At 70.8% G+C, this 19,274-nt stretch carries 22 protein-coding genes and 2 tRNA genes; 10 read left to right on the forward strand and 14 right to left on the reverse strand.

Annotated features, from left to right (window positions below; genetic code table 11):
- The first annotated feature begins 273 nt into the window (after window positions 1-273).
- From N8N77_RS01540 to N8N77_RS01550, 3 genes are all read left to right on the forward strand, one after another.
- A complete protein-coding gene (locus N8N77_RS01540) occupies window positions 274-1,569 on the forward strand; it encodes a glycine betaine/L-proline ABC transporter ATP-binding protein (RefSeq protein WP_261164077.1) in 1,296 nt (431 codons plus the stop codon).
- Window positions 1,569-2,525, forward strand: a complete 957-nt coding sequence (locus N8N77_RS01545; protein ID WP_261164078.1) for a proline/glycine betaine ABC transporter permease — start codon at window positions 1,569-1,571, stop codon at window positions 2,523-2,525. The genes N8N77_RS01540 and N8N77_RS01545 overlap by 1 nt, the downstream gene beginning before the upstream one ends.
- Window positions 2,526-2,655: 130 nt before the next feature.
- Complete coding sequence (locus N8N77_RS01550) at window positions 2,656-3,564, forward strand: glycine betaine ABC transporter substrate-binding protein (protein ID WP_261164079.1); 909 nt, start codon at window positions 2,656-2,658, stop codon at window positions 3,562-3,564.
- A gap of 72 nt (window positions 3,565-3,636) precedes the next feature.
- Here the strand turns inward: N8N77_RS01550 and ettA are convergent, their stop codons facing one another.
- The 4 genes from ettA to msrA all read right to left on the reverse strand — a co-directional run bounded on the left by ettA (window position 3,637) and on the right by msrA (window position 7,188).
- Window positions 3,637-5,319: an energy-dependent translational throttle protein EttA gene (gene ettA, locus N8N77_RS01555; protein ID WP_261164080.1), complete on the reverse strand. Its 1,683-nt coding sequence runs from the start codon at window positions 5,317-5,319 to the stop codon at window positions 3,637-3,639.
- A gap of 102 nt (window positions 5,320-5,421) precedes the next feature.
- Window positions 5,422-5,919: a DUF6993 domain-containing protein gene (locus N8N77_RS01560; RefSeq protein WP_261164081.1), complete on the reverse strand. Its 498-nt coding sequence runs from the start codon at window positions 5,917-5,919 to the stop codon at window positions 5,422-5,424.
- Window positions 5,920-5,999: 80 nt separating this feature from the next.
- Window positions 6,000-6,515 (reverse strand): single-stranded DNA-binding protein, encoded by a 516-nt coding sequence (locus N8N77_RS01565; protein WP_261164082.1) that lies wholly within the window; start codon window positions 6,513-6,515, stop codon window positions 6,000-6,002.
- 130 nt (window positions 6,516-6,645) lie between these two features.
- Window positions 6,646-7,188, reverse strand: coding sequence for a peptide-methionine (S)-S-oxide reductase MsrA (gene msrA / locus N8N77_RS01570; RefSeq protein WP_261164083.1), 543 nt, complete (start codon window positions 7,186-7,188; stop codon window positions 6,646-6,648).
- Between the two features lie 82 nt (window positions 7,189-7,270).
- Here msrA and N8N77_RS01575 point away from each other — a divergent pair, with 82 nt between their 5' ends.
- From N8N77_RS01575 to N8N77_RS01605, 7 genes are all read left to right on the forward strand, one after another.
- Window positions 7,271-7,537, forward strand: a complete 267-nt coding sequence (locus tag N8N77_RS01575; RefSeq protein ID WP_261164084.1) for a hypothetical protein — start codon at window positions 7,271-7,273, stop codon at window positions 7,535-7,537.
- 71 nt (window positions 7,538-7,608) lie between these two features.
- Window positions 7,609-7,681: transfer RNA gene (locus tag N8N77_RS01580), tRNA-Arg, on the forward strand.
- Window positions 7,682-7,757: 76 nt separating this feature from the next.
- Window positions 7,758-8,384, forward strand: coding sequence for an oligoribonuclease (gene orn, locus N8N77_RS01585; RefSeq protein WP_261164085.1), 627 nt, complete (start codon window positions 7,758-7,760; stop codon window positions 8,382-8,384).
- Between the two features lie 46 nt (window positions 8,385-8,430).
- Window positions 8,431-8,506: transfer RNA gene (locus N8N77_RS01590), tRNA-His, on the forward strand.
- A gap of 1 nt (window position 8,507) precedes the next feature.
- Window positions 8,508-8,885 carry a metallopeptidase family protein gene (locus tag N8N77_RS01595; protein ID WP_261164086.1) on the forward strand — a complete coding sequence of 126 codons (378 nt, stop codon included), beginning with the start codon at window positions 8,508-8,510 and terminating at the stop codon, window positions 8,883-8,885.
- Window positions 8,882-9,175, forward strand: a complete 294-nt coding sequence (clpS, locus tag N8N77_RS01600; RefSeq protein ID WP_261164087.1) for an ATP-dependent Clp protease adapter ClpS — start codon at window positions 8,882-8,884, stop codon at window positions 9,173-9,175. The genes N8N77_RS01595 and clpS overlap by 4 nt, the downstream gene beginning before the upstream one ends.
- Window positions 9,172-9,654 carry a DUF2017 domain-containing protein gene (locus N8N77_RS01605; protein WP_261164088.1) on the forward strand — a complete coding sequence of 161 codons (483 nt, stop codon included), beginning with the start codon at window positions 9,172-9,174 and terminating at the stop codon, window positions 9,652-9,654. The genes clpS and N8N77_RS01605 overlap by 4 nt, the downstream gene beginning before the upstream one ends.
- A 7-nt stretch (window positions 9,655-9,661) precedes the next feature.
- Here the strand turns inward: N8N77_RS01605 and N8N77_RS01610 are convergent, their stop codons facing one another.
- Genes N8N77_RS01610 through N8N77_RS01655 form a run of 10 tightly spaced genes read right to left on the reverse strand, consistent with a single transcriptional unit; the run spans window position 9,662 to window position 19,201 of the window.
- Window positions 9,662-10,252, reverse strand: coding sequence for a hypothetical protein (locus tag N8N77_RS01610; RefSeq protein WP_261164090.1), 591 nt, complete (start codon window positions 10,250-10,252; stop codon window positions 9,662-9,664).
- Window positions 10,236-10,556: a hypothetical protein gene (locus tag N8N77_RS01615; RefSeq protein WP_261164091.1), complete on the reverse strand. Its 321-nt coding sequence runs from the start codon at window positions 10,554-10,556 to the stop codon at window positions 10,236-10,238. Before N8N77_RS01615 ends, N8N77_RS01610 begins: the two co-directional genes overlap by 17 nt.
- Before the next feature lie 54 nt (window positions 10,557-10,610).
- Window positions 10,611-11,870, reverse strand: coding sequence for a DNA polymerase IV (locus N8N77_RS01620; RefSeq protein WP_261164093.1), 1,260 nt, complete (start codon window positions 11,868-11,870; stop codon window positions 10,611-10,613).
- A 42-nt stretch (window positions 11,871-11,912) separates the two neighbouring features.
- A complete protein-coding gene (gene gatB, locus N8N77_RS01625; protein WP_261164094.1) occupies window positions 11,913-13,427 on the reverse strand; it encodes an Asp-tRNA(Asn)/Glu-tRNA(Gln) amidotransferase subunit GatB in 1,515 nt (504 codons plus the stop codon).
- A 10-nt stretch (window positions 13,428-13,437) separates the two neighbouring features.
- Window positions 13,438-14,178 carry a tyrosine-protein phosphatase gene (locus N8N77_RS01630; RefSeq protein ID WP_261164096.1) on the reverse strand — a complete coding sequence of 247 codons (741 nt, stop codon included), beginning with the start codon at window positions 14,176-14,178 and terminating at the stop codon, window positions 13,438-13,440.
- Complete coding sequence (locus N8N77_RS01635) at window positions 14,175-14,972, reverse strand: ABC transporter ATP-binding protein (protein ID WP_261164098.1); 798 nt, start codon at window positions 14,970-14,972, stop codon at window positions 14,175-14,177. Before N8N77_RS01635 ends, N8N77_RS01630 begins: the two co-directional genes overlap by 4 nt.
- Window positions 14,969-15,778 carry an ABC transporter ATP-binding protein gene (locus N8N77_RS01640; RefSeq protein ID WP_261164099.1) on the reverse strand — a complete coding sequence of 270 codons (810 nt, stop codon included), beginning with the start codon at window positions 15,776-15,778 and terminating at the stop codon, window positions 14,969-14,971. Before N8N77_RS01640 ends, N8N77_RS01635 begins: the two co-directional genes overlap by 4 nt.
- On the reverse strand, window positions 15,775-16,650 hold the full coding sequence (locus tag N8N77_RS01645) for an ABC transporter permease (RefSeq protein WP_261164101.1): 876 nt from the start codon (window positions 16,648-16,650) through the stop codon (window positions 15,775-15,777). Before N8N77_RS01645 ends, N8N77_RS01640 begins: the two co-directional genes overlap by 4 nt.
- The gene (locus tag N8N77_RS01650) at window positions 16,647-17,687 is read right to left on the reverse strand and encodes an ABC transporter permease (protein WP_261164103.1); all 1,041 of its coding nucleotides are present in this window, start codon (window positions 17,685-17,687) and stop codon (window positions 16,647-16,649) included. Before N8N77_RS01650 ends, N8N77_RS01645 begins: the two co-directional genes overlap by 4 nt.
- A complete protein-coding gene (locus N8N77_RS01655; protein WP_261164104.1) occupies window positions 17,684-19,201 on the reverse strand; it encodes an ABC transporter substrate-binding protein in 1,518 nt (505 codons plus the stop codon). The genes N8N77_RS01650 and N8N77_RS01655 overlap by 4 nt, the downstream gene beginning before the upstream one ends.
- Between the last annotated feature and the right edge of the window lie 73 nt (window positions 19,202-19,274).

Below are 19,274 nucleotides of genomic sequence, written 5' to 3' on the forward strand. Positions count from 1 at the left end.
CCCCGGGTCTAGGTACCTCGGCGCGTCGCATCTGAGTAGACATTTTCCGAGGGATCGATAGACTCATCGCCGCGCCGGTCGGGCATGCGTACCGCCGTCCGACCACTGGGAACCGCACGTCGGTTTCCTCCCGAACCAGGCCCGCGAACGCCGCCCCGCGGCGGGCGTATGGCCGGCGATCCACCACCGTCACACCCGAGACGACCGTGGAACCCGTCTGCCCGGACCGTTACCGATCACCGGCCGCCCGCGCACGGCCGGCAGAGGAGAACGTTGACCGACAGCGACATCGCACTCCGCGCCGAGGGCCTGTACAAGGTCTTCGGCCGCCGTCCACAGGAATCCGTGGAGCGCTTGCGCTCCGGCACGCCGCGCGATCGGCTCGGCGGCGGCACGACCGCGGCCGTCATCGATGCCTCCTTCGAGGTGCGCCGCGGCGAGATCTTCGTCGTCATGGGCTTGTCGGGATCGGGCAAGTCGACGCTCATCCGCATGCTGAACGGCCTGCACGACGCGACCGCCGGCACGATCCGGGTCGGCACGGACGAGCTCACCGGGGTCTCACCCGCCCGCCTGCGCGAGCTTCGGCGGGAGCGCATCTCCATGGTGTTCCAGCACTTCGCGCTGCTGCCCCACCGCACCGTCGCCGACAATGTCGCCTACCCGCTCGAGTTGCGCGGCGTCGCCCGCGACAAGCGACTCGCGAAGGCCGAGGAGATCCTGACGCTCGTGGGTCTCGCCGGCTGGGGCAGCAAACTGCCCGCCGAGCTCTCCGGCGGGATGAAGCAGCGGGTCGGCATCGCCCGCGCCCTCGCCGCCGACACCGACATCCTTCTCATGGACGAGGCCTTCAGCGCCCTCGACCCCCTCATCCGTCGGGAGATGCAGGATCAGCTCCTCGAGTTGCAGGCCTCACTCGGCAAGACGATCATCTTCATCACGCACGACCTCAACGAGGCGATGTATCTCGGCGACCGGATCGCGGTGATGCGCGACGGACGGATCGTCCAGATCGGCACCCCTGAGGACATTCTCACGGATCCGGCCAACGACTACGTCGAACAGTTCGTGCAGGACGTCGACCGTGCCCGCGTGCTCACCGCCTCAGCCGTGATGGAGCGTCCGCGCCCCGTCGTGGCCGAGTCCGCCGGCCCCCGCACGGCGCTGCGCACGATGCGCGACGCCCAATCGGCCGCCGCGTACGTCGTGGACCGCGACCGCCGCCTCGTCGGCACGGTCGAGGACCGCGACGCCATCAAGCTGGTTCGCCGCGGCGAGAACGCCCTGGGGGGCATCGTCAAGCGCGACGCGGTGACCGTGGACGAGAACGCGGTGCTGATGGACCTGTTCGTGCCCGCGGTGGAGTCGAAGCTTCCCGTCGCCGTGACGAACGCGTCGGGCCGGCTGCTCGGCGTCATTCCGCGCGTGACGCTGCTGGCGGCGCTCGGCCCCGGGCCGGGCGCGACGGAGGAGATCACGCTGCCGCAGCCGCCCGTGCCGACCACCGTGATCGACCAGCTGCTCGCCGAGACCGAGGCGCGTGCCGAGACGACCGAGGAGGTGCGCTGATGGAGGGCTTCCGCATTCCCCTCGGCGAGTGGATCGCGACCGGCGTCGACTGGATCAAGGACAACCTCGAGTGGCTGCTCGACGCCATCTCGCTCGTCGTGCGCCTTCTCGTCGAGACCCTGACCGACGCGCTCGTGGCGACGCCGTTCGTCGTGACCATACTCGTCGCCGCGCTGCTGAGCTGGTTGGTGCGGTCGTGGCAGATGGGCGTGGGCACGCTCGTCACGTTCGCCCTCATCGCCGCGATGGACGTGTGGGAGCCTGCGATGCAGACGCTCGCGCTCGTGCTGATCGCGGCCCTCGTGGCGGTGGCGATCTCGATCCCGGTGGGCATCTGGTCGGCACGGAACGCCACCGTGCGCGCCGTCGTGAAGCCGATTCTCGACTTCATGCAGACGATGCCGGCGTACGTGTACCTCATCCCGGCCATCGTGTTCTTCAGCATCGGCGTCGTCCCCGGCGTCATCGCGACCATGATCTTCGCGCTGCCCCCCGGCGTGCGCATGACCGAGCTGGGCATTCGCGGCGTCGACGCCGAGACGGTGGAGGCCGGCCAGGCCTTCGGCGCCACGCCCGGTCAGATCCTGCGCGGCGTGCAGCTGCCGCTGGCGGTGCCCACCATCATGGCGGGCGTCAACCAGGTGATCATGCTGGCGCTCTCGATGGCCGTCATCGCGGGCATCGCCGGCGCCGACGGCCTCGGCAAGAACGTCGTCGAGGCGATCTCGACGATCAACATCGCCAAGGGCGTCGAGAACGGCCTGGGCGTGGTGTTCCTCGCCGTGTTCCTGGATCGCGTGACCGCCGCGCTCGGCAACCCCGCCGACTACCGCAGCTCGCTCCTCGGCATGCTGCGCCAGCGTCGCGCCACGCGGCGCGCCACCACGACGATCTCCGACGAGATCGCGCGCGAGCAGGCCTCGCCGCGCCGCGCGCCGGTGCCGACCGGCGCCTGACGCGCCCGACGGGCCGCGTCCGGGCGGTGCGACGCGCATCCGCTCCGCTGCCGCACCGACAAGTGCGGCCCCTCCCACCTGCACATCCCCTCCCCAGTCCGCGCCGACCGGCGCGGCACGAAAGGACATCATGAAGAAGCGACACCTGACCGGCATCCTCGCGATGGGCGCCGTGGGCGCGCTCGCGCTCACCTCGTGCGCCAACGGCGGCGCCGGCGACGGCGACGCCGAGGGCGGCGACCTCGGCACGATCACGCTCGGCTACATCCCCTCGTGGACCGACGGTTTGAGCACCGCCTACCTGCTCGAGGACCAGCTCACCAAGCTGGGCTACACCGTCGAGATGCAGACGCTCACCGAGGCCGGCCCGCTGTACGCCGGCCTGGCGCAGGGCGACGTCGACATCTACCCGTCGGCGTGGCCGGAGCTCACACACGCCTCGTACATGGAGGAGTACGGCGACGACATCGAGGACCTCGGCGCCTACTACGAGGGTGCACAGCTCACGCTCGCCGTGCCGTCGTACATGGACGACATCGACTCGATCGAGGACCTCAAGGGCAACGCGGACCGCTTCGACGGCAAGATCATCGGCATCGAGCCGGGCGCCGGCCTCACGGCCCAGACGCAGGACGTCGCGATGCCCGAGTACGGCCTCGACGAGGAGTACGAGCTCGTCACGTCGTCGACCGCGGCCATGCTCACCGAGCTGGGCAACGCGATCGACAACGAGGAGGACATCGTCGTCACGCTGTGGCGCCCGTTCTGGGCCTACGGCTCGTACGACGTGAAGGACCTCGAGGACCCGAACGGCGGCATGGGCGGCAACGAGGCCCTGCACTTCCTCGGCACCTCCGGCTTCGCGGAGGAGTTCCCCGAGGCGGCCGAGCTGATCGCCGGCATCCAGCTCGACGACGAGCAGTACGCGTCACTCGAGGACCTCGTCGTCAACGAGTACGGCGAGGGCCAGGAGGCCGAGGCCATCGACGCCTGGCTCGAGGAGAACCCCGACGCGTTCGACACGATCGTCACCGAGTGATCGGCTGATCGGCCCCGCTCCACGCAAAGGCGCCCCCCGGATCGGATCCGGGGGGCGCCTTCGTCGTGCGGCTCAGTCGCGCGTCAGCTTGCGGTAGGTCGTGCGGTGCGGGCGCGCCGCGTCCGGGCCGAGGCGCGCGATCTTGTTCTCCTCGTACGCCTCGAAGTTGCCCTCGAACCAGTGCCAGTTCGCCGGGTTCTCCTCGGTGCCCTCGTAGGCGAGGATGTGCGTGGCGACGCGGTCGAGGAACCACCGGTCGTGAGTGATGACCACGGCGCAGCCGGGGAACTCCAGCAGCGCGTTCTCGAGCGACTGCAGGGTCTCGACGTCGAGGTCGTTCGTCGGCTCGTCGAGCAGCAGCAGGTTGCCGCCCTCCTTCAGGGTGAGCGCAAGGTTGAGGCGGTTGCGCTCACCACCGGAGAGCACGCCGGCTTTCTTCTGCTGGTCGGGGCCCTTGAAGCCGAACTTCGACACGTAGGCGCGCGAGGGGATCTCCGTCTTGCCCACCGTGATGATGTCGAGCCCGTCCGAGACGACCTCCCAGAGGCTCTTCTCGGGGTCGATGTTCGAACGCGTCTGGTCGACGTAGCTGATCTTGACCGTCTCGCCGATCTTCAGGTCGCCGCCGTCGAGCGGCTCGAGCCCCACGATCGTCTTGAACAGCGTCGTCTTGCCGACGCCGTTGGGGCCGATGACGCCGACGATGCCGTTCGGGGGCAGGCTGAAGCTCAGCCCGTCGATGAGCGTGCGGTCGCCGAACCCCTTCTGCAGGTTCTTCGCCTCGATCACGATCGAGCCGAGACGCGGACCCGCCGGGATCTGGATCTCCTCGAAGTCCAGCTTGCGGGTGCGCTCGGCCTCGGCGGCCATCTCCTCGTAGCGAGCCAGACGCGCCTTGGACTTGGCCTGGCGCCCCTTCGTGTTCGAGCGCACCCACTCCAGCTCGTCCTTGAGGCGCTTCTGCAGCTTGGCGTCCTTCTTGCCCTGCACGTCCAGGCGCTCGGCCTTCTTCTCGAGGTACGTCGAGTAGTTGCCCTCGTAGGGGTAGAGGCGTCCGCGGTCGACCTCGGCGATCCACTGCGCGACGTGGTCGAGGAAGTAGCGATCGTGGGTGACGGCGATCACGGCTCCGGCGTACTTCTGCAGGTGCTGCTCGAGCCACAGCACGCTCTCGGCGTCGAGGTGGTTGGTGGGCTCGTCCAGGAGCAGCAGGTCGGGCTTTTCGAGCAGGAGCTTGCAGAGCGCGACGCGCCGCTTCTCACCACCCGAGAGGTTCGAGATCTGCGCGTCGCCTGGGGGCGTGCGCAGGGCGTCCATGGCCTGCTCGAGCTGGGCGTCGAGGTCCCACGCGTCGGCGGCGTCGATGGCCTCCTGAAGCTTGCCCATCTCGTCGAGCAGGGCGTCGAAGTCGGCGTCCGGATCGGCCATGAGACCGGAGATCTCGTTGAAGCGGTCGACCTTGTCCTTGATCTCGCGCACGCCGTCCTGCACGTTCTCGAGCACGGTCTTCGACTCGTCCAGCTCGGGCTCCTGCATGAGGATGCCGACGGAGTAGCCCGGCGAGAGCGTGGCGTCGCCGTTCGACGGGGTGTCCAGGCCCGCCATGATCTTCAGGATCGTCGACTTACCGGCGCCGTTCGGGCCCACCATGCCGATCTTCGCGCCCGGAAGGAACGCCATCGTCACGTCGTCGAGGATCAGCTTGTCGCCCACCTGTTTGCGGGCCTTGACCATCTGATAGATATATTCCGCCATAGCGTGACCCAGTCTAGGGGCCCCGCCCGCGCGCGCGCCGAATCCCTGCGGCATCGGCGCGAACCACGTCGCACCGTGCAGCCGCGGCGGGTCGGTCGGGCGCTACCAGTCGATCGGCCGCGTGTCGCCGAGCAGGCAGGCCTGCCGTGCGCCCAGCGCCGGTTGCACGGTCGCGACGGGTTCGCCGGTCTCGGGGCCCACCTGGCCGATCAGGCACTCCGTGCCCCACCGCACCGAGAACAGGATCGATTCGGAGGGGTTGCCGACGGTGGACAGGTCTCGCGTCACCTGCATCGCACCCTTGTCGAATCCCGCCGCGACGAGGGCATCGACATAGGCGCGTCCTTCCGCGCGGCGTTCGGAGGCCCACACCTGCGCAACCACGCTCGCGAACACCGGAAGGTTGTCGGTCGCCGTGCCGTCAGGGATGACTACCGGCTCGGCGGCCGCGGACGCGGTCGGCGCCGGCACGGCGGGCGCCGGGGTCGCGGTTGCCGTTGACGCCGCCTTCGGCTCCGGCGCGCACGCGGCCAGCCCCAACGCGCCCCACGTCAGCGCGATGAGGGCAAGGGAGCGCAGGGCGGCCCGGCGGGTGCTCATGCGCCGAGTGTAGGCGGGCGACGGCGGGCACCGTGCGGACGCAGGCGGGTCGCTCGCGCGTCCCACGACCGCCTGTCGGGTCAGAACGGCACGCTCTCACCCTCGCGCGTGGCGGCGGGGCCCTCCTGCCCCACGTCCCCCTCGGGCGCGACCGCCCACGCGTTGTCCGCTCCCCGACCGTGGCCGGAGCCGGCGCCCGCCCGGGCGGTCGTCTCGGCGGTCACCGTCTCGGACTGGGGCCGCGACACCCGCGCGAACGCGCTCGTACCGAAGAGCAGGTCGTGGCCGAGCGAGTCGGCATCGATCTCGGCCTCCATGCCGTGCCGGTCCTCGTTCTCCCAACGGCGCAGCCGCAGTCGACCGCAGACGACGATCCGCTCGCCCTTGCGCAGCGAGGCGTAGGCGTTCGCGCCGAGATGGCGGTAGGCGCAGACGGTGTACCAGTTGGTGTGTCCGTCGATCCACTCCCCCGTGCTCGCGTCGCGGCGGCGGCTGCTGCTGGCCACGCGGAAGCGGGTGATCACGGCGCCGCTCGGGGTGGTGATCTGACTCGGCTCGGTCGCGATGTTGCCCGCGATCGTGATGATGTCGCTCATGGTGTGTCCTCTCGCTGAAGCGATCCGTGCGGATCGTTCTTCAGCGTGCCGCGAGCACGGAGGCGCGTGCGGGCTCGGCACACGATCGTGGACGGCCGGCGCGGCGGACGCCGGCTGTGAGCGAGTCGCGTCAGCGGATGTACTGCGAGAACGACGCGCGAACCTTGTTCACCTTCGGCACCGCGACCGCGAGGCAGTAGCCCTGGGTGGGGTTCTTCGCGAAGAAGTCCTGGTGGTAGTCCTCCGCGTCGTAGAAGGCGCCGAGCGGCTCGATCGTCGTCACGACGGTGCCCTCGGTGGTGCCGAGCGGCGCGTCCCAGAGCTGCGTCGCGCGCTCGCGGGCCGTCTCGAACAGCGCACGCTGCTCGTCATCGGCGAAGAACATCGCCGAGCGGTACTGCGTGCCCTGATCGGCACCCTGATGGTTGAGCTGGCGCGGGTCGTGCATCGTGAAGAACGCGTCGAGGATGACCTCGGAGGGAATGCGCGAGGGGTCGAAGGTGACCGCGACGGCCTCGGCGTGACCCGTCGCCCCCGTACAGACGAGCTCGTACGACGGGTTCGCGACCGTGCCGCCGGTGTAACCGGACACGACGCTTTCCACGCCGTCGAGAGCGCGGTACGCGGCGTCGAGACACCAGAAACATCCACCGGCGAGCACGAAGGTCTGCATCCCTCCAGCGTAGTCAGTGCGGGCCGCACCGGCGCCGATGTCGGAGGCCCCTCGTATCGTGGCGCGCGGAGAGGAGATGACCATGACCGATCTGCAGACCGCCCCGCGCGTGCCCTACGCCACTCCCCCGCTGCGCGACCCGCGAGAGCGTCTCGTGCGCGCCGCCGCCGACCTGTGGCGCGTGGTTGCGCACAACGAACGCGTCATCGGTCATGTGCGGGTCGTCGGGGACCCGCTCGGCCTGCGGTACCGCGCGGAGCGCCTGCACCGCGCCACCGGCGCGTTCATCGACTTCGGCGCGTTCTGGACGGCGGACGAGGCCGTCGCCGCCCTCCGCCACTCCCGCTGACGCTGCCCCGGGCGCGTGGGCGAGCGGACGCGCGTCCGCCGACCAGGAAGGCTCGCTAATCTGGAGGACGACCCCCAGTAGCTCAGTGGATAGAGCAGCGGCCTTCTAATCCGCCGGTCGCACGTTCGAATCGTGCCTGGGGGACCCGAATCCTCGCTCCCCGCCACCGATGCACGGGCTCTCGGCGGCCTCGTCCGGCCCCACGGCTAGGGTGGGACCCATGGTGGGAGCTTCCGAGAACGACCGGCTCGTCTGGATCGACTGCGAGATGACGGGCCTCGACCTCACGGTCGACGAGCTGGTGGAGATCGCGATCGTCGTGACCGATTTCAACCTGCGGATCCTCGATCCCGGTTTCCAGGTGGTGATCCGCCCGAGCGAGGCCGCGTTCCGGAACATGGGCGAGTTCGTCACGCGCATGCACAAGTCCAGCGGCCTATACGACGAGCTCGCCGACGGCGTCTCGCTCGAGGAGGCGCAGCGCATGTCGCTCGAGTACATCAAGCGCTTCGTGCCGCAGGAGCGTAAGGCCCCGCTCGCCGGCAACACGATCGGCACCGACCGGATGTTCCTCGCCAAGTACATGCCTCAGGTCGACGAGTACCTGCACTACCGCAGCGTGGACGTCTCCAGCATCAAGGAGCTCTCGCGCCGCTGGTACCCGCGTGCCTACATCCACGCCCCCGCGAAGGACGGCGGGCACCGCGCCCTGGCCGACATCCTCGAGTCGATCCGCGAGCTCGAGTACTACCGACGCGCCGTGTTCGTGCCCGAACCCGGCCCCACGAGCGACGGCGCCCGCGCCATCGCCTCGGCCGTCGTTTCGTCATTCGGCGCGGAAGTGTGACAGAATGGAGCGGTTGTCCCCGCACCGCTCGCGGATGGGGGCCACGGTGGCTATAGCTCAGTTGGTAGAGCGCCTGGTTGTGGTCCAGGAGGTCGCCGGTTCAAGCCCGGTTAGCCACCCCAGATGATCGATCCCGCGTCGACGACCCTTCCTCTGCAGCTCAGCAGCGAGGAGTTCGAAGCGCTCGTCGTCGAGGAGCTCGACCAGCTCCCCGACGAGATGGTCGACGGCCTCGTCAACGTCGTGTTCGTCGTCGAGGATCGCCCGGAGGACGGCGGACTCGACCTGCTCGGGCTCTACGACGGTCTCGCGCTCACCGAGCGCGATCGATACGGCATGGGCGAGCTGCCCGATCGGATCATCGTTTACCGTGAGCCGCACCTCGCCCAGTGCGAGACGATGGAAGAGCTGCGCGACGAGGTTCACACCACGCTGGTGCACGAGATCGCGCACTTCTACGGAATCGACGACGAGCGGCTTCACGAACTGGGTTGGGCATGAGCACGGCACTCCCTGAGCTGGACGAGCAGATGGACCTGCGCCCGGCCACGAGCGGACCCTGGCAGACGGTCGTGTGGAACGACCCCGTCAACCTCATGAGTTATGTCGTGCGCGTGTTCCGCGAGTACTTCGGGTACACCGAGGAGCGCGCCACCCAGCTGATGCTCGCGGTGCATCACGACGGCCACGCCGTCGTGGCGGAGGGCGCGCGGGAGCAGATGGAGCTCCACGCGCGGGCGATGCACGACTACGGCCTGTGGGCCACCGTGCGGGAAGGAGGCCGCGCATGAGCGACCGGATCATCATGCTCACGCTCACGCGGATCGAGGCCGATCATCTGGCGGATCTCATCGGCCAGTTCACGGATCTCGTCAACGCGACGCCGACGGATCCCGACCCGGCACTGGATCGGCTCACTCCGGACGCCTACCCGGAGGACCCGGAGGCGTCGCGAGAGTTCCGCACCCTCACGCGCGGCGACCTGCTGCACCGGCGCGCACACGACGCCGCCGTCGTGCGGCGCGCCCTGGAGGGCATCGAGCACGCCGACGGCAGCGACGCCGACTTCACCCCCGTCGACATCGCGATCTCCGACGAGGCCATCGACTCGTGGCTGCGCACGCTCACCGCCGTGCGGCTCGTGATCGCGAACCGCCTCGGCGTTCGCACCGAGGACGATCGTGATCCCTCCGATCCGCGCTTCGCGGTGTACGACTGGCTCGGTTACCGCCTCGAGGGTCTCGTGCAGGCGGCGGAGGAGTCGCGCTGACAGCGGCCTAGGGCAGCCGAAACACGAGGTCGGCCAGGCGGGTCGGTGCGTGCGCGGCGATGTGTGCGTCCTCCTGCCGTGCCCACCGCTCCCAGTGCGGGGCGTAACCGTCGCCGTCCCGCTCCAGCGCCCGTGCCCGACGCGACGCCTCGGGGGCGTCCACCCACACGGCGACATCGGCGTACGGCCGGCTCTGCGGCGTGAGCGCGCCGCATCCCTCGATCACGAGACCTCGGTCCGGGGCCACGCGCCCGGCCTCGCTCAGGCCTCGGGGGCGACTCGCCTCCCAGTCCCAGCGGCGGTACCGGACCGCTCCCCCGTCCGCGCGCGGTCTCAGGATGTCCGTCACAAGCATCCGGGACGCCTCGTCGAGCCCGTCCCATCCCGGATAGAAGTCGTCCATCGCCACGACCTGGGGCTCCTCGGCGAGCGGCCAACCCTCGGCGAGCCGCGCCGCGAGGGTCGTCTTGCCCGAGCCGCTGCGCCCGTCGATCAGGACGCACGGGCGCGGACGGCCCCGCGCGACGACGGCCGCCACCACGGTCTGAAGCGCGCCGTCGAGGGCCGCGCCGAACGGGTCGCTACTTCTTGAGGGCACGGATGATCTTGCGCAGCGCCCCGCCCGCGACCCACACGAACGGGATGCCGACGGCGAGCAGCGCGATGAGGTTCGGCTCGAACCGCAGCGCGCCGTCGCGGCGCACGTAGGCGCCGACGGGTGCCGTGAAGCCGCCACCGCCGCCACCGCCGTTGCCCGCCTCATCCGATCCGCCACCGAACCCGGACCACGTCGCGGCGACGGGGATGATCTTCTCCCCGTCGACGTCCTGCGGCTCACCGTACGACGCGTTCACGCCGAGCTGGGACGAGATCCTGCCGAGTTCGATCGCGATGTTGGGCATGGGCCCACGTTACCCGGCTTCGCGCCCACGGACGACCCCTCCGCGTCCACCGCGTCAGTCGGTTCCCTCCGGAGGCCTCGGGTGCGCCGGCAGGCGCGCGGTGCGGTCGCGACCGAGGAACGCGGCGCGGGTGAGCGCTCCCGACCCGAACCGTGCCACCGCCTCGTCGAGGGCGCCCTCCACCCGGCGCCAGTCCTCGTCCTCGTCCCACAGAGCGAGGGCACCTCCCCCCGCCGCCTGCAGCCGCTCGGCGCGCACCCCGATCAGACGAACCGGCGCGCGCAGGTCGACCGCGGCGAACATCTCGCGCGCGGCCTCGCCGATGCGCTGCCCGACGTCGGTGGGCTCGGCAAGAGTCTGCGAGCGCGTGATGGTGGAGAAGTCGGCGAAGCGCACCTTGATGGCGACCCCGGCGGCTTCCCAGCCCGCGCGGCGCAGACGCACGGCCACGCGATCCGCCAGGCGCAGCAGCTCCGCGCGAAGGATCTCGACGTCGGCGACGTCCTCGGCGAAGGTCTCCTCGTGGCCCACGCTCTTCTCCGCGCGCTCCGTCTGCACCTCGCGCACGTCGACTCCGCGTGACAACTCCGAGATCCGCCGAGCGGACGCCTGCCCCACGACCCGCTCGAGCACGGGCAGGGGCGTGCGGCGGATGTCGCCGATGGTGCGGATGCCGCGGCTCTCCAGCGCGTCGGCCGTCTTCGGGCCCACGCCCCACATCGCTCGCACCGAGCGCGGCTCGAGGAAGTCCAGCGTGTCGGCACCGGCGACCACGAGCAGACCATCGGGCTTCGAGAGGGTCGAGGCCATCTTTGCCACGTGCTTGCTGGCCGCCACGCCGATGCTGCAGGTGATGCCGACCTCGTCTTCCACCCGCGTGCGGATCATGCGGGCGATGTGCGAGGGGCTGCCCCACAACCGGCGCGCCCCGCGCACGTCGAGGAACGCCTCGTCGATCGACAGCGGCTCCACGAGAGGCGTGATGCTTCGGAAGATCTCCATCACCTGCGCCGAGACGGCGCGGTACCGGTCGAAATGCGGCGGCACGACGATGGCCTGCGGGCACAGCCGGAGCGCCTGCCCGACCGGCATCGCCGAGCGAACGCCGTAGCGACGCGCCTCGTACGAGGCGCTGGAGACGACCGACCGACTCTCCGGAGCCCCGATGATGAGGGGCTTGCCCCTCAGGGACGGGTCGTCCAGCACCTCCACGGCGGCATAGAACGCGTCCATGTCGACGTGCAGGATGCCGGTTCCGGAATCGTCGGCATCGGGCGGCGATACCAGCCGCCCCGTTCCGTCCGCCCGACCCATGCGTCCATTCTCCCGCCGTCCACCGACAGGCGGGCAGACCCGCTACTGCGCCGCGCGCTCGAGGATGAGCTCGCGCACGCGCGCGGCGTCCGCCTGCCCCTTCATCGCCTTCATGACGGCGCCGATGATCGCGCCGGCCGCCTGCACCTTGCCGCCCTTGATCTTCTCGAGCACGTCGGGCTGCGCGGCCAGGGCCTCGTCGATCGCGGCGATGAGCGCTCCGTCGTCCGAGACGACCGCCAGACCCCGCGCGTCCACGACCTCCTGCGGCGTGCCCTCGCCGGCGATGACGCCTTCGAGCACCTGCCGTGCCAGCTTGTCGGTCAACGTGCCGGCGTCGATGAGCTGCTGCAGCGCTGCCACATCGGCCGGCGACACGAGCTCGGCCGCTTCGCGGCCCTGCGCGTTCGCGATGCGGGTGATCTCTCCCGTCCACCATTTGCGCGCAGCCTGCGGCGCGGCGCCCGCGGCGACCGTCGCCTCCACCTCGGCCAGCAGTCCGCCGTTGGCGACGTCCTGGAACTCCAGGTCGGTGAAGCCCCACTCGTTCTTCAGCCGGCGGCGACGGGTCGCGGGCGCCTCCGGCAGCGCCGCGCGCAGTTGCTCGATCAGCTCGGCGGACGGCTCGACCGGGAGCAGGTCGGGCTCCGGGAAGTAGCGGTAGTCGTCGGCGTCGGACTTCGGGCGGCCGGGCGAGGTGACCCCCGTGTCCTCGTGCCAGTGCCGGGTCTCCTGGACGATGCGGCCCCCGCCGGCGAGGATCGCCGCCTGGCGCTGGATCTCGTAGCGCACGGCGCGCTCCACCGAGCGCATCGAGTTGACGTTCTTCGTCTCGGTGCGGGTGCCGAGCTTCTCCGCGCCCCGCGGACGCAGCGACACGTTCGCGTCGCAGCGGATGTTCCCGCGTTCCATCCGCGCCTCGCTGATGCCCAGCGCGATCGCCATGTCGCGGATCGTGGCCAGATACGCCTTCGCCAGTTCCGGCGCGCGGTGCTCCGCCCCGAGGATCGGCTTGGTGACGATCTCGACGAGCGGCACGCCCGCACGGTTGTAGTCGACGAGCGAGTACTCCGCGCCGTGGATGCGGCCCGTGGCCCCGCCGACGTGGGTCAGCTTGCCCGCGTCCTCCTCCATGTGGGCACGCTCGATCGGCACCGTGTAGGTCGTGCCGTCGGCGAGCTCCACCTCCACGGAGCCCTCGAACGCGATGGGCTCGTCGTACTGGCTGATCTGATAGTTCTTGCCCAGGTCGGGGTAGAAGTAGTTCTTCCGAGCGAAACGGCTCGACGGCGCGATCGAGCATCCCAGGGCCAGGCCGAGGCTGATCGACTTGCGCACGGCCTCGCCGTTGACGACGGGCAGCGAGCCGGGCAGGCCCATGTCGACGGGCGCGACGAGCGTGTTGGGTGCCGCGTCGTGGTTGTCGGTGTTGGCCGGGTTCCCCGCGGGCGAGAACATCTTGGTCTTCGTGTTCAGCTCGATGTGCACCTCGAGGCCGATCACCGGCTCGAACAGCTCGAGCGCCTTGTCGAAGTCCATGAGTTCCGCGTGGGCCATGGGTTCAATCCTAGGTCGTCGCCGCGGGGTGCCCGATCCGCGCCGCGGCCTCGGCGGCCGGCACGATGAGCGCGGCGGTGAGCGACCCGACCGCGTCCGACGCCGCGTGCTCCCGCAGCAGCGCCTCCGCCCCGCCGTGGCGTGCGTCGATCCGCTCGAGCGCGCCGCGCAGCAGGTGCGGCGGCGACGACACGGCGCGATGCGCGGCGCCGCCCGGCAGGCGCGACATGTCGACGCCCGCGAACAGATCGCGCAGGTACGCCTCGCCCAGCACCTCTTCGGAGCGCGCGAAGTCGGCGAGCACGTCCTCCCGCGCCACCCCCAGCGCCTCGAGGATCAGCGCGGTCACCACGCCCGTACGGTCCTTGCCCGCCGTGCAGTGCACGAGCACGGGGCCGGGCGCGCTCGCCACGGCCTCCACGGCGGCCACGACGGCCGCGATGTGACGCTCGATCATCACCTCGTACAGCTCGCCGAGCGTGTCGAAGCGGATGCTCGCGAGGCGCCCGCCGAACACCGGCACCTCCCGCACGTGAAGCCCCGCCCGCGCCCAGACCGCCGGACTCAGCTCGCGCTCGCGGGGATCGCGCAGATCGACCACCGTGCCGATCCCCAACGCACGCACCATGTCGCCGATGCCGGGGTCGTCGCGCAGCGGCGCGGCCGACCGGTAGAGGCGGCCCGTCGTCACGACGCCATCGCGCGCCCGGAGGCCGCCGACGTCTCGCAGGTTGTGCAGCACGGCGCTCATGCGGCGCCTCCGGCGCGCTCCCGGGCGTTCCGCGGCGGCAGCCGCGGGATGCTCTCGAGGAGGCCGCGCGTGTACGGGTGCTCCGGGCGTTCCAGGATTTCCCGCGTCTCCCCCTGCTCGACGATGCGTCCGCCGTGCATGACGGCGGTCTCGGCACACAGGCGATGCACGATCCCGAAGTCGTGAGAGACGACGACGAGCGTGACCCCCTCGTGCTCGGCCAGACGCCGCAGCAGCCGGATGACGTTGCGGCGCACCGATACGTCGAGCGCCGAGACGGGTTCGTCGGCCACGATCACCTCCGGCCGCGGGCCGATCGCCCGGGCGATGGCCACCCGCTGCCGCTGGCCGCCCGACAACTCGTGCGGCCATCGTCGCGCCAGACCGGGGTCCAGCTCGACGGCCGCGAGGACCTCCGCCACCCGGGGCCGGGGATCGCTGCGGGGCTCGAGGATCCGCAGGGGTTCGGCGACGATCTCCCCCACCCGCGCACGCGGGTTGAGCGACGCGAACGGGTCCTGCAGCACGAGCTGCACGCGGCGACGGAATCGCCGCGCCGCCGCGCCGCCGCGCCGGCCGAGCGGCACGGGTTCGCCACGGTACGTGACGCTGCCTGTCGACGGGGCGAGCAGCCCCAGGAGCGCGCGCGTCAGGGTCGTCTTGCCCGAGCCGGATTCGCCCACGATGCCCAGACTGCGGCCCTGCCGCAGGGCGAGCGAGACGTCCTCGAGGGCCGGTGCGGCACCCCGCACGTAGCGGTGGCCCACCTCCGTCAGCCGGAACAGCTCGCTCACGCCGCCACCCCCACGGGCTCGTCCTGCGTCGGCTGCCAGCTCGTCTCGTAGGCCGCATCGATGAGCATCGCGGTGTACGGGTCGGTCGGCGACGCGATCAGCCGGCTCGGCGTGCCCTCCTCGATCACGCGTCCCCGCCGCATCACGACGATCCGATCGCAGCTCTGCATGGCCACCGCCATGTCGTGCGTCACGAGCAGCAGACCGCTGTGGGCCGCGGCACATCGCTCCTCGAGAAGACGGAGCACCCTGGCCTGCACCGTCACGTCGAGCGCCGTGGTCGGCTCGTCGGCGACGACGAGCGACGGCGCCGTGGCCATCGCACCCGCGATCACGACCCGCTGACGCTGCCCGCCCGAGAGCTCGTGGGGGTAGCGATGGACGATCGACTCCGGCTCGGGCAGGCCCACCTCGACGGCGAGCCGACGGGCTTCGCGCAGCCGATCGGTGCGGGAGAGCCTGCGCCGCGCGGCCATACCGCTGACCATTTGACGGCCGACGGGCTGCAGCGGGTCGAGCGCCGTCGCCGGCTCCTGGAACACCATGCCGACCCGCTGCCCGCGGATCGCCGACAGCCGGCGCTCGTCCGCCCCCACGAGGTTCTCCCCCTCGAACACGATGCTGCCGGTCACGACGGCGGTCGGCGGCAGCAGGCCGGTGAGGGCGAAGCAGGTCAGCGATTTCCCGCTCCCCGACTCGCCGATGAGACCCACGCGCTCCCCCGGTGCGACGGCGAACGAGACGCCGTCGACGAGTCGCCGGCCGCCGATCTCGATCGTGAGGTCGGTGATGTCGAGAAGAGTCACAGGGTGGCTCCCTTTCGTTCTGGGCGCGGCGCCGCCTCGTCCTCGACCGCCGTCACGCGCGACCGCGGGTCGAGGACGTCGCGAAGCGCGTCGCCGAGCAGGTTGAATCCGAGCACCACGATGACGATCGCCACGGCCGGGGCGATGAGGTACTCCGGGCGGATGACGATCTGCGACTGCAGATCGGAGAGCGAGCGCCCCCAGCTGGGGGTGGGCGGCGGCGTGCCGAAGCCGAGATAGCTCAGCGCCGCCTCGGCCAGCGCCGACGCCGCCATGATCTGCGTCAGGCGCACGATCAGCGTGGGCAGGACGGAGGGGAGGGCGTGGCGGCTCACGATGCGCCAGGTGCCGGCGCCGGAGGCGGTCGCCAGGAGGACGTGGTCGCTCAGGAGCGCACGACGCAGCTCGGGCAGCACGGTGCGGGCGACCACGACGGATGCGGCCAAGCCGATCGAGACGGCAGCGACCCAGGTCGACGCGCCGAAGCCCGTGACGAGGATGATCGCGACGATCAGGGTCGGAAACGCGATGGCCACGTCGACGGCCCGTTCCAGCAGCGACGACAGCGTTCGCGGCGCGAGGGCCAGCGCGAACGCGATCGCCACGCCCAGCACCGCGGCGATGGCGGTGGCCACGACGGTGGCGAACAACGTCACCCGTGCGCCGACGAGCAGGGCGCTCACCTGGTCGCGACCGAGGGAGTCCGTGCCCAGCGGATGCGCGAACGAGAACGGCTGCCAGCTGGCGGCCGGGTCCACGGCCAGCGGGTCGTATGGCGTCCAGACCAGCGAGAGCATCGCGCAGCCGATGAGCAGCGCGGCCGCGGCGAGGCCGAAGGCGCCGTCGGGGCGCGAGAGCAGGCGGCCGATCATGCTCGGGCCGCCCGCAGCCGGGGATCGACGATCCGGTAGACGAGATCGAGCAGGAGCGTCATGATCATGATCGCCGCGGTGAGCACGAGGAGCGTGCCCTGGACCTTTCCGAGATCGCGCGTGTCGACGTCGGCGAGGATCATCGAGCCGACGCCCGGAAGGGCGAACACCCGCTCGACGATCACGGCGCCGGTGATGAGCCCGGCCGCCTCGAGCCCCACCACCGCGATGAGCGGCAGCGCCGTGTTGCGCAGCCCCTGTCGCCACACGATGGCCGGCAGCCGCCATCCTCGCGCGCGGGCCGTGCGCACCCAGTCCTGCGACAGCGCGTCGGACATGGCGGACCGCACGAACCGTGCGAGGACGGCGGCCTGCGGCACGGCCAGGGTCACCGCCGGCAGCAGCAGAGAGGCCACCGCGCTGGCGGGATCCGCCCAGCGCTCGCGCGGGAAGCCCTGCACCGGGAGAAGGTCGAGACGGACGGCGAAGACGGTCACGAGCAGCAGCCCGAGAACGAACGCGGGCACCGCGATGCCGAGCTGCGTGAACGCGCCGATCAGCTGCCCGTACCAGCGCTCCCGGCCGACGGCGGCGAGGACGCCCAGCGGCAGCGCGACCGCCACGCTGATGCCCAGCGCGAGGATGCACAGCGGCAGGGTCACCTGCATCTTCTCCGCGATCGCGTCGGCGACGGGACGATTGTCGAGCAGGGAGACGCCCAGGTCACCGCGCAGCGCGCCGCCGAGCCACTCGAGGTAGCGCACGATCGAGGGCCGGTCGAGTCCCAGCTCGGCACGAATGAGGGCCACCTGATCGGGCGAGGCGTCGATCCCCGCCTTCGTCAGGGCGAGGTCTCCGGGAAGCAGGTCGATCGCGAAGAAGATCACCGCGCTCGCCGTCAGCAGCGATCCCACGAGCACGACGAGCTGGCCGAGGACGAGGCGCAGCGTGCTCGCGCCAAGGCGCGCAGCGGCCGCGCGCGGCGGTGCCGCGGAGACGATCTGCTCCGCGGCACCGCGTTCGGTCGCGAGGGTCACCGCGCGGCGACCTGGATCCCGGACACGGGCAGGCGGTTGGCGATGCCGTCCACCGGGAACCCCGTGACATCGGCGCTCGCGGCGATCGTGGCGGTGGGCGAGTAGAGCCAGTCGCTCACGGCCTGCTCGCTGATGTGCCGCGCCAGCTCTCGGAGGTTCTCGTTGCGCTGCTCCGGGCTGAGTGCTTCGCGGGCAGCGGTGACGAGCTGCTGCGCCGTGGCGTCGTCGTAGTTCCAGTAGTAATCCGGGTTGCTGTAGTTCTTGGCAAGCGCCGGAGCGACGTGAAGGACCATCGTCAGCTCGTAGTCGCCGCCCGTGAACACCTGCTCGAGCCACGTGGAGAACTCCATCTGCTCGATCGTCACGGTGATGCCGACCTCCGCGAGCTGCGCCGCGACGTACTCGCTGATGCGGGTGTCGTAGGTGTTCGACACCCGGAACGTGAGCTCCAGGTCCTCCTGCCCGGCCTCGGCAAGCAGCTCGCGCGCCGAGGCGGGGTCGTACGCGTCGATGTGGGTGAGGTCCTCGTACCACGGGTCGGAGGGGCTGGTCATGCTCCCCACGCGCGTGGCCTGGCCGCCCAGGACCTCGATGAGACCGTCCTTGTCGATCGCACGCCGGATGGCCTGGCGCACGCGTTCGTCGTCGAGGGGAGCGACGGCGTTGTTGAAGCCGAGCGTCATCCAGCTGCGGGAGTCTCCCTCCGTGAGGGTGAAGGCGTCGTCCCCCTCAAACATGGGCAGGGTGTCCGCGGTCGTCGTCGTCAGGATGTCGATCTCGCCGGCGAGGAGCGCGTTGGCGGCCGTCGTGGCGTCGGTCATGTAGTGGAAGACGACCTCGCGGTTCAGGGGCGCGTCACCCCAGTAGTCGTCGTTGCGCTCCAGCGTGATCGTGCTGCCCTGGTTCCACTGGGTCACGGTGTACGGGCCCGTGCCGTTGGTCTCATTGGCGAGGTCCACGTCGGCGCCCTCCTCCAGGATGACGCCAGCGTTCGAGGTGAGCGACTCGAGGAAGTCCGAGTCACGAGAGGCGAGCGTGATCTCGAGCGTCGCGTCGTCGACCGGCTCGATCTCGTCGATGCCCGCCAAGAGCCCCGCGTCGGGGTTGAGGGAGTCGTCCGCGGCGGCCGCCTCGAGCGACCACACGACGTCGTCCATGGTGACCGGCGAGCCGCTGTGGAACGTCACGCCCTCGCGGAGCGTGAAGGTGTAGGTGAGCCCGTCCTCGCTCACGTTCCACTCCGTGGCGAGAGCCGGCTCGAAGCCGCCCTCACCGTCGGCGTCGACGAGGCCCTCGTAGACGTTCGGGATCAGGAGCTGCTCGAGCGACGCGCCGGACTGCGCGCTCACGTCGAGGCTGGTCGGCTCGAGCCCGACCTGGAGGTGGACCGTGGCCTCGGTGTCGGCCGCGGCCGACCCGGTCGCTGCGGTGCTCGTGCCGGCGGCGGACCCGCAGCCGGCGAGGATGAGCCCCGACACCGCGACGAGCGGCAGGACGAGGAGCTTGCGTGACATGGGCTACCTTTCTGAGGGGCGCCCGGGCGGGATCGGCGCCCGTTGAAGCAGGACATCTAGATGTCTAAACGGG

The organism is Microbacterium sp. Marseille-Q6965 (genome assembly GCF_946151065.1).
Lineage (GTDB): Bacteria > Actinomycetota > Actinomycetes > Actinomycetales > Microbacteriaceae > Microbacterium.